The organism is Mycolicibacterium palauense, from assembly GCF_002592005.1.
GTDB classification, from domain to species: domain Bacteria; phylum Actinomycetota; class Actinomycetes; order Mycobacteriales; family Mycobacteriaceae; genus Mycobacterium; species Mycobacterium palauense.
This window is the reverse complement of record NZ_NVQF01000076.1, coordinates 18878-28411: the sequence shown is the minus strand read 5'-3', so window position 1 is coordinate 28411 and position 9534 is coordinate 18878. Positions and strand designations below refer to the sequence as shown.

The 9534-nt window shown below is 69.2% G+C and carries 6 protein-coding genes and 1 tRNA gene; 6 read left to right on the top strand and 1 reads right to left on the bottom strand.

The genetic code is table 11. The features are described 5' to 3' along the window. Positions 1-565: 565 nt before the first annotated feature. Positions 566-641 (bottom strand) — tRNA-Arg (locus CSR00_RS23410). Positions 642-750: 109 nt separating this feature from the next. Here CSR00_RS23410 and argS point away from each other — a divergent pair. From argS to rho, 6 genes are all read left to right on the top strand, one after another. Further along, a complete protein-coding gene (gene argS / locus CSR00_RS23405) occupies positions 751-2403 on the top strand; it encodes an arginine--tRNA ligase (protein ID WP_099024810.1) in 1653 nt (550 codons plus the stop codon). Next, the gene (gene lysA, locus CSR00_RS23400; RefSeq protein ID WP_099024809.1) at positions 2400-3818 is read left to right on the top strand and encodes a diaminopimelate decarboxylase; all 1419 of its coding nucleotides are present in this window, start codon (positions 2400-2402) and stop codon (positions 3816-3818) included. Before argS ends, lysA begins: the two co-directional genes overlap by 4 nt. Positions 3819-3821: 3 nt before the next feature. Beyond that, positions 3822-5147: a homoserine dehydrogenase gene (locus tag CSR00_RS23395; RefSeq protein ID WP_099024808.1), complete on the top strand. Its 1326-nt coding sequence runs from the start codon at positions 3822-3824 to the stop codon at positions 5145-5147. A gap of 2 nt (positions 5148-5149) precedes the next feature. Next, entirely contained in the window at positions 5150-6211 is a 1062-nt protein-coding gene (gene thrC / locus CSR00_RS23390; protein WP_328514758.1) for a threonine synthase, read from the top strand. Positions 6212-6278: 67 nt separating this feature from the next. Then, on the top strand, positions 6279-7247 hold the full coding sequence (gene thrB / locus CSR00_RS23385; RefSeq protein ID WP_099024817.1) for a homoserine kinase: 969 nt from the start codon (positions 6279-6281) through the stop codon (positions 7245-7247). 259 nt (positions 7248-7506) lie between these two features. Continuing rightward, a complete protein-coding gene (gene rho, locus CSR00_RS23380; protein WP_099024806.1) occupies positions 7507-9531 on the top strand; it encodes a transcription termination factor Rho in 2025 nt (674 codons plus the stop codon). The last annotated feature ends 3 nt before the right edge of the window (positions 9532-9534 follow it).

The following is a 9534-nucleotide window of genomic DNA, read 5'->3' as shown; positions in this document are numbered from 1 at the left end:
TTGTTCCGGGGGGTGAGCCGGGGGGCGTGCCGATTGGGGAGGCATACGGGCCACCGGCGCACACCCCATTTCCTGGCTGGGCGATGCATCTGGGGTCGTTGGGAGATTCCGGAGCGCCAGGGCTGCTCGGTGTGATTGCGGCATACGGGCCACCGGTACACACCCCATTGCCTGGCTGGGCGATGCATCTGGGGTCGTTGGGAGATTCCGGAGCGCCAGGGCTGCCCGGTGTGATCGGGTCGCCGGGGTCGGGTTGAGCCACAGCGGTCGGAGCGCCGAAGACGGCCGATGCCGCAAGGACGCCACCGACGACGAGGTACAGGAATCGAGTGGTGTTCACCTTCGAATGGTAGGCACTCTGCACCTGCTCAGGGGCGATTTCTCCGGGTGCGCACACCGGTCTCTTCGACTTCTCACCAGCCCCCTGAGGGAAGGCGTGGTGTCGGCTCAATGGGCGCCCGACACTCGCCGTGAAATACCCTCTAGATTCACCGGCGAGATTGCGCCGAGAAACAGTTCGTCGAACGATAAGCGCCGCGTGATACCTGTTTTACCAGGTCAGACGTGGTGCCCCCGGCAGGATTCGAACCTGCGGCCTTCTGCTCCGGAGGCAGACGCTCTATCCCCTGAGCTACGGGGGCGCGGAACTTGCGCCATCGGGCCTGCACAGCCTAACGCATCCGGCGGCGTGCTTCGTACACCGGTAATGGATTCGGGTGCTGACCACCCCAGACCATAGGATGGACCCCCGTGACCCCCGCTGATCTGGCCGAGCTGCTGAAGACCACCACCGCCGCGGTGCTGGCCGAACGCGGCCTGGACACCTCCGTGTTGCCCGGGACCGTGACGGTCGAGCGCCCGCGCAACCCCGAGCACGGGGATTACGCCACCAACCTGGCGCTGCAGCTGGGCAAGAAGGCGGGCGTCAACCCGCGGGAGCTGGCCGGCTGGCTGGCCGAGGCGCTGACCCGGGCGGAGGGGATCGCCGCGGCCGAGGTCGCCGGCCCGGGGTTCGTCAACCTGCGCATCGAGGCCTCGGCGCAGAACACCATCGTCGACGCCGTCATCGGCGCCGGGGCCCACTACGGCGACTCCGACACCCTCGCGGGCGAGAAGATCAATCTGGAGTTCGTCTCGGCCAACCCCACCGGGCCCATCCACATCGGCGGCACCCGTTGGGCGGCCGTCGGCGACGCACTCGGCCGGCTGCTGAGCACCCAGGGTGCCGCGGTCACCCGGGAGTACTACTTCAACGACCACGGCGCCCAGATCGACCGGTTCGCCCGCTCGCTGGTGGCCGCCGCCAAGGGCGAGCCGACGCCGGAGGACGGCTATGCCGGCTCCTACATCGCCGACATCGCCACCCAGGTGCTCGCCCAGGCCCCCGACGCGCTGAGCCTGCCCGCCGACCAGCAGCAGGAGACCTTCCGCGCGATCGGCGTGGACCTGATGTTCGACCACATCAAGACCTCGCTGCACGAGTTCGGCACCGACTTCGACGTGTACACCCACGAGGACTCGATGCACAGCACCGGCCGGGTCGACCAGGCCATCGCCCGGCTGCGCGAGACCGGCAACATCTACGAGAAGGACGGCGCAACCTGGTTGCGCACCACCGAGTTCGGGGACGACAAGGACCGGGTGGTCATCAAGAGCGACGGCCAGCCCGCCTACATCGCCGGCGACCTCGCCTACTACCTGGACAAACGCGAGCGCGGCTTCGACCTGTGCATCTACATGCTCGGCGCCGACCACCACGGCTACATCGCGCGGCTCAAGGCGGCCGCGGCGGCGCTCGGCGACGACCCGGACACCGTCGAGGTGCTGATCGGCCAGATGGTCAACCTGGTCCGCGACGGGCAGCCGGTGCGGATGAGCAAGCGTGCGGGCACCGTGATCACCCTCGACGACCTCGTCGACGCTCTGGGGGTCGACGCCGCGCGGTACGCGCTGATCCGCTCCTCGGTGGACACCCCGATCGACATCGACCTGCAGCTGTGGTCGAGCGCGTCCAGCGAGAACCCGGTCTACTACGTGCAGTACGCGCACGCGCGGCTCTCGGCGCTGGCCCGCAACGCCGCCGAACTCGGCGTCATCGCCGACACCGCACAGTTGCAGCTGCTCACCCACGACAAAGAGGGCACGCTGATCCGCAACCTGGGTGAGTTCCCGCGGGTGCTCAAGACCGCGGCCTCGCTGCGCGAGCCGCACCGGGTGTGCCGCTACCTGGAGGACCTGGCCGGGGACTACCACCGGTTCTACGATTCCTGCCGCGTGCTGCCGCAGGGTGACGAGCAGCCCACCGAGCTACACACCGCCCGGCTGGCGCTGTGCCAGGCTACCCGCCAGGTGATCGCCAACGGCCTGGGCATCCTGGGCGTGACCGCGCCGGAGCGCATGTGAACGCCCACCCCGCCGGTCCCCGTCACGCTGACGAGGTGCACCACGCCGGTGCCCCGCCGCGCCCCGCGAGCGCGTCCGAGGTCATGCTGCTGGCCCCGAATGTCTGGCCGCGCAACCTCGTCCGCGGTGACGACGGTGTGGTGTCGATAGCCGGTGTGCGGGTTACCGACCTGGCCGCCGAGTACGGCACGCCGCTGTTCGTCATCGACGAGGACGACTTCCGCTCGCGGTGCCGCGAGATCGCCGCGGCCTTCGGCGGCGGCGCCAACGTGCACTACGCCGCCAAGGCGTTCCTGTGCAGTGAGATCGCCCGCTGGATCGACCAGGAGGGGCTCTCGCTGGATGTCGCCAGCGGCGGTGAGCTCGCGGTGGCGCTGCACGCGGGTTTCCCGCCGGAACGAATCGCCGTCCACGGCAACAACAAGTCCGTCGAGGAGCTGACGGCCGCGGTCAAGGCCGGGGTGGGCCACATCGTGGTCGACTCGATGACCGAGATCGAGCGTCTCGACGTGGTCGCCGGCGAGGCGAACGTGGTGCAGGACGTGCTGATCCGCGTCACCGTCGGCGTCGAGGCACACACCCACGAATTCATCTCCACCGCGCACGAGGACCAGAAGTTCGGGCTGTCGTTGGCCAGCGGAGCGGCGATGAGCGCGGTGCGGCGGGTGTTCGAGACCGACAATCTGCGCCTGGTCGGCCTGCACAGCCACATCGGTTCCCAGATCTTCGACGTGGCCGGCTTCGAGCTGGCCGCCCACCGGGTGATCGGTCTGCTGCGCGACGTGGTGGCCGAGTTCGGCGTCGACAAGACCGCCCAGATCGCGACCGTGGACCTGGGTGGGGGACTGGGGATCTCCTATCTGCCGCAGGACGATCCGCCGCCGATGGGTGAACTCGCCGACAAGCTGCGGGCCATCGTGCGCGACGAGTCGGCGGCGGTGGGCCTGCCCACGCCGCGCCTGGTCGTCGAGCCCGGTCGCGCCATCGCCGGGCCCGGCACCGTCACCCTCTACGAGGTCGGCACCGTCAAGGACGTCGCGATCAGCCCCACCGCGTCGCGCTGCTACGTCAGCGTCGACGGCGGGATGAGCGACAACATCCGGACCTCGCTGTACGGCGCCGAGTACGAGGCCCGGCTGGTCTCGCGGGTCAGCGACGCGCCCGCCACGCTGGCTCGCATCGTCGGAAAGCACTGCGAGACCGGCGACATCGTCGTCCGCGACACCTGGGTGTCCGGTGACGTCGAGCCCGGTGACCTGTTCGCGGTTGCCGCGACCGGGGCCTACTGCTATTCGATGTCGAGCCGCTACAACCTGCTCGGCCGCCCGGCCGTGGTGGCCGTGCGCGACGGAGAGTCCCGGCTGGTTCTGCGCCGGGAGACCGTCGACGATCTACTCAGTCTGGAAGTGAGGTGACCCGTGGCGATTGACGACAAGCCCGTCGGCGTGGCGGTGCTGGGGTTGGGCAATGTCGGCAGCGAGGTTGTGCGGATGATCGAGCACAGCGCCGAGGATTTGGCCGCCCGCATCGGTGCGCCGCTCAAGCTGCGCGGAATCGGGGTGCGCCGGGTGGCCCCGGATCGCGGCGTCCCCGTCGAGCTGCTCACCGACGACATCGACGCGCTGGTCTCACGCGAGGACGTCGACATCGTCGTGGAGCTGATGGGGCCCGTCGAGCCCTCCCGCAAGGCGATCCTGTCCGCCCTGGAGCAGGGCAAGTCGGTGGTGACCGCCAACAAGGCGCTGCTGGCGCAGTCGGCCGGGGAGTTGGCCCAGGCCGCCGAAAACTCCCGCGCGGACCTGTATTTCGAGGCCGCCGTGGCCGGGGCCATCCCGGTCATCCGCCCGCTGACCCAGTCGCTGGCCGGTGACACCGTGCTGCGCGTCGCCGGAATCGTCAACGGCACCACCAACTACATCCTGTCGGCGATGAACGACACCGGTACCGACTACGCCTCGGCGCTGGCCGATGCCAGCGCGCTCGGCTACGCCGAGGCCGACCCCACCGCCGACGTCGAGGGCTACGACGCGGCGGCCAAGGCCGCGATCCTGGCCTCCATCGCCTTCCACACCCGGGTCACCGCCGACGACGTCTACCGCGAGGGCATCACGAAGGTCACCGCCGAGGACTTCGAGTCGGCCAAGGCGCTGGGCTGCACCATCAAGCTGTTGGCCATCTGCGAGCGCATCGCCACAGACGAGGGCCAGCAACGGGTTTCGGCCCGGGTCTACCCCGCGCTGGTGCCGCTGGACCATCCGCTGGCCGCCGTCAACGGCGCCTTCAACGCCGTGGTGGTCGAGGCCGAGGCGGCGGGTCGGCTGATGTTCTACGGGCAGGGTGCGGGCGGTGCGCCGACCGCCTCGGCGGTGATGGGTGACCTGGTGATGGCGGCCCGCAACCGGGTGCAGGGCGGCCGCGGCCCCCGCGACTCCAAGTACGCCAAGCTGCCGATCTCACCGATCGGCTTCATCCCCACCCGCTACTACGTCAGCCTCTACGTCGCCGACCGGCCGGGCGTGTTGTCCTCGGTGGCCGCCGAGTTCGCCAAGCGCGAGGTCAGCATCGCCGAGGTGCGCCAGGAGGGTGTGGTCAACGACGGCGGTGAACGCGTCGGAGCCCGCATCGCGGTGCTGACCCACCGGGCCACCGACGCCGCGCTCTCGGACACGATCGCGGCGCTGGAGGATCTCGACGTGGTGGCCAGTGTCGCCAGCGTGCTGCGCATGGAAGGGTCGGAGGAGTGAGCGTGCATACGCCGTGGCCGGGGCTGATCGAGGCCTACCGTGACCGGTTGCCGATCGGGGACGACTGGACCCCGGTGACCCTGCAGGAGGGCGGAACCCCGCTGATCCACGCCAAGCGGCTCTCGGAGTACACCGGCTGCACGGTGCACCTCAAGGTCGAGGGGCTCAACCCGACCGGTTCCTTCAAGGACCGCGGCATGACGATGGCCGTCACCGACGCCCTGGCCCGCGGCCAGCAGGCGGTGCTGTGCGCATCGACGGGCAACACCTCGGCCTCGGCCGCCGCCTACGCCGCACGCGCCGAGATCACCTGTGCGGTGCTGATCCCGCAGGGCAAGATCGCGATGGGCAAGCTGGCCCAGGCCGTGATGCACGGGGCCAAGATCATCCAGATCGACGGCAATTTCGACGACTGCCTGGAACTGGCACGCAAACTGACCGCCGATTTCCCGACGATCGCCCTGGTCAACAGCGTCAACCCGGTCCGGATCGAGGGCCAGAAGACCGCCGCGTTCGAGATCGTCGACGCGCTGGGGTACGCCCCGGACATCCACGCGCTTCCGGTGGGCAACGCGGGCAACATCACCGCCTACTGGAGGGGCTACTCGGAGTACCACCGCGATGGGATCATCGACTCCCGCCCGCGGATGCTCGGCACCCAGGCCGCCGGTGCGGCGCCGCTGGTCGTCGGGGAGCCGGTCAAGGAGCCCGAGACGATCGCCACCGCGATCCGCATCGGTTCGCCGGCCTCGTGGTCGACGGCCATCGAGGCCCAGCAGGAATCCGAAGGACGTTTCGTGGCCGCCACCGACGAGGAGATCCTGGCCGCCTACCATCTGGTGGCGCGCACCGAGGGGGTGTTCGTCGAGCCGGCGTCGGCGGCCAGTATCGCCGGATTGCTCAAGTCCGTCGAGGACGGCTGGGTGGCCCGGGGCTCGTCGGTGGTGTGCACCGTGACCGGAAACGGCCTCAAGGACCCCGACACCGCGCTCAAGGGCATGCCCACGGTGACGGCGGTGCCCGTCGACCCCATGGCGGTGGTGGCGAAGCTGGGATTGGTCTAGCGTGGCCTCGATGCCGGCGAGGCACAAGCCCGAGGAGGAGCCGCGTCATGGTCCGAGCGTGGCGACGATGAACGGCGCGCGCGCGACCCGGCCCCTGCCGGCGGGTCTGGTGGCCAACGCTCTCGTCGCGGCCTCCAGCGCCAACCTGGGGCCCGGGTTCGACTCGCTGGGGCTGGCGCTGAGCCTTTACGACGAAATCATCGTCGAGACAACGGAATCCGGACTCTCCGTCGAGGTCGAGGGTGAGGGCGCCGGGCAGGTTCCGTTGACCGCTGACCATCTGGTGGTCAAGGCGATCCAGCGCGGGCTGTCCGCCTGCGGTGTCCAAGCGCAGGGGCTTGTGGTGCGGTGCCGCAACGCCATTCCGCACTCACGCGGGCTGGGGTCGTCGGCTGCGGCTGCGGTCGGTGGCCTGGCTGTTGCGAATGGGCTTGCAACCCAAGTGGACTCGGAACCGCTCAGTGACGAGCAGCTGGTGCAGGTCTCCTCGGAGTTCGAGGGCCACCCCGACAACGCCGCGGCGGCGGTGCTCGGCGGCGCGGTGGTGTCCTGGACCGAGGCGCCCACGGGAAACGTTGGCGTGCCCCGCTACGGGGCCGCCCCGATCCGGCTGCATCCCGACATCCGGCTCTTCCCGGCCATCCCGCAGGTGCGTTCCTCGACCGCCGAGACCCGGGTGCTGCTGCCCGAAGAGGTTCGGCACGAGGATGCGCGCTTCAATCTCAGCCGGGCCGCGCTGCTGGTCGTGGCGCTCACCGAGCGGCCCGATCTGCTGATGCTGGCCACCGAGGACGTCCTGCATCAGCCCCAGCGCGCCGCGGCGATGCCGGGCTCGTCGGAATATCTGGCGCTGCTGCGCCGTTACGACATACCAGCGGTGCTCTCGGGAGCCGGGCCGGCGGTGCTGGCCCTGACGACCAGGGCGGAGCTGCCTCCTGAGGTGCTCGAGTACGCCGCTGCGGGAGGTTTCGTCGTCGGTGAAATGACGGTCGGCGATGGAGTGCGATGGGGTTCGGGAGCCAAAATCCCCGCTTGATCTGCGCCACACGCCGTTGAGGCTTTCTTGCTTCCGATCAGGATGCGGGTTATTCTCGGTCCCGTCCCGGCAATCGCAGCGTCTTCTGCGCCGACACTAGGACGACCACCCATTCTTTTTGTGGAATTGACGGTTCGCCGTACAGCCGCGAATCCCGGCGATCACCGTTGCGAAGCCGACGGTGTACATGGGCGTTCGGTCGTTTGCTGAACGCAAAGAAACCCCGCTTGACCGCACAGCGGGGGAAGAAAGGAAATCCGTGACTGATACGGACCTCATCACGGCAGCCGGCAGCATCGATCAGTCGGAGCTGCCCGTGTCCGTGAATTCAGACATCTCCGCATCCGGTGGGGTCTCCACCGGTTCCACCAAGGCTGCCGCCACGACGACCACCAAGGGCGCCAAGGGGGGTGGCGGCCTCTCCAGCATGGTGCTGCCCGAACTGCGGGCGCTGGCCGGCAAGGTCGGTGTGAAGGGCACCTCCGGGATGCGCAAGGGCGAGCTGATCGCCGCCATCCAGGAGCGCCAGAACAGCGCCGCCGGGCAGGCGCCGCAGGCTGCGGCGCAGGACAAGCCCCAAAGCGCCCCCGCCGAGCAGCCGGGCCGGCGCGGCGACGAGTCCTCGCAGGCCGCCCCCTCGCAGGCCGCCCCGGACAGCGCCGAGCAGCCCCAGAGCGAGAACCGTCCCGACGAGGGCCGTCGGCGCGAACGCCGATCGGCCACCCGCGAGAGCGGATCCCCGGGCGGCGAAAATCAGCAGGACAGCCGGACCGAGAACCAGCGCGACAACCAGCGCGACAACCGTGACCGTCCCAAGCAGAACGACGGCGCGGGGGAGCGGGCCCAGAAGTCCGGTGACCGCAACGAGGGCGGCCGCAACGAGGGCCGTCAGGATCGTCGCGGTGACCAGCAGGGGTCCGGCGATCAGCAGGGCAACCAGCAGGGTCGCAACAACTCGAACAACAACAATTCGAACAACAACAATTCGAATAGCAGCAACAACAACTCCGGCAACGACGACGACGGTGAAGGCCGTCAGGGTCGCCGGGGCCGGCGGTTCCGGGACCGGCGGCGCCGCGGCGAGCGCTCCGGCGGTGGTGACGGCGGTGGTGACACCGAGATCCGCGAGGACGACGTCCTGCAGCCGGTCGCCGGCATCCTCGACGTGCTGGACAACTACGCGTTCGTGCGCACCTCGGGGTATCTGGCCGGGCCCAACGACGTCTACGTGTCGATGAACATGGTCCGCAAGAACGGCCTGCGCCGCGGCGACGCGGTGACCGGGGCCGTGCGCGTGCCCAAGGAGGGCGAGCAGAACAACCAGCGGCAGAAGTTCAACCCGCTGGTGCGGCTGGACAGCGTCAACGGTGGCCCGGTCGAGGACGCCAAGAAGCGTCCCGAATTCGGCAAGCTCACCCCGCTCTACCCGAATCAGCGGCTGCGCCTGGAGACCGCGGCGGAGAAGCTGACCACCCGCGTGATCGACCTGATCATGCCGATCGGCAAGGGGCAGCGTGCGCTGATCGTGTCTCCGCCCAAGGCGGGCAAGACCACGATCATGCAGGACATCGCCAACGCGATCACCCGCAACAATCCCGAATGTCACCTCATGGTGGTGCTCGTCGACGAGCGGCCCGAAGAGGTCACCGACATGCAGCGTTCGGTCAAGGGCGAGGTCATCGCCTCGACGTTCGACCGGCCGCCGTCGGACCACACCCAGGCCGCCGAGCTGGCGATCGAGCGGGCCAAGCGGCTGGTGGAGCAGGGCAAGGACGTCGTGGTCCTGCTCGACTCGATCACCCGGCTGGGTCGCGCCTACAACAACGCCTCCCCGGCCTCGGGCCGAATCCTCTCCGGTGGTGTGGACTCCACGGCGCTGTATCCGCCCAAGCGGTTCCTGGGCGCGGCCCGCAACATCGAGGACGGCGGCTCGCTGACGATCATCGCCACGGCCATGGTCGAGACCGGCTCCACCGGTGACACGGTGATCTTCGAGGAGTTCAAGGGCACCGGCAACGCCGAGCTCAAGCTGGACCGCAAGATCGCCGAGCGGCGGGTCTTCCCGGCCGTCGACGTCAACCCGTCCGGCACGCGCAAGGACGAATTGCTGCTGTCCCCGGACGAGTTCGCGATCGTGCACAAGCTGCGCCGGGTGCTCTCGGGTCTGGATTCGCATCAGGCCATCGATCTGCTGATGAGCCAGCTGCGCAAGACCAAGAACAACTACGAGTTCCTGGTGCAGGTCTCCAAGACGGCACCGGGTTCGCCGGACGACGTCGACTGACGC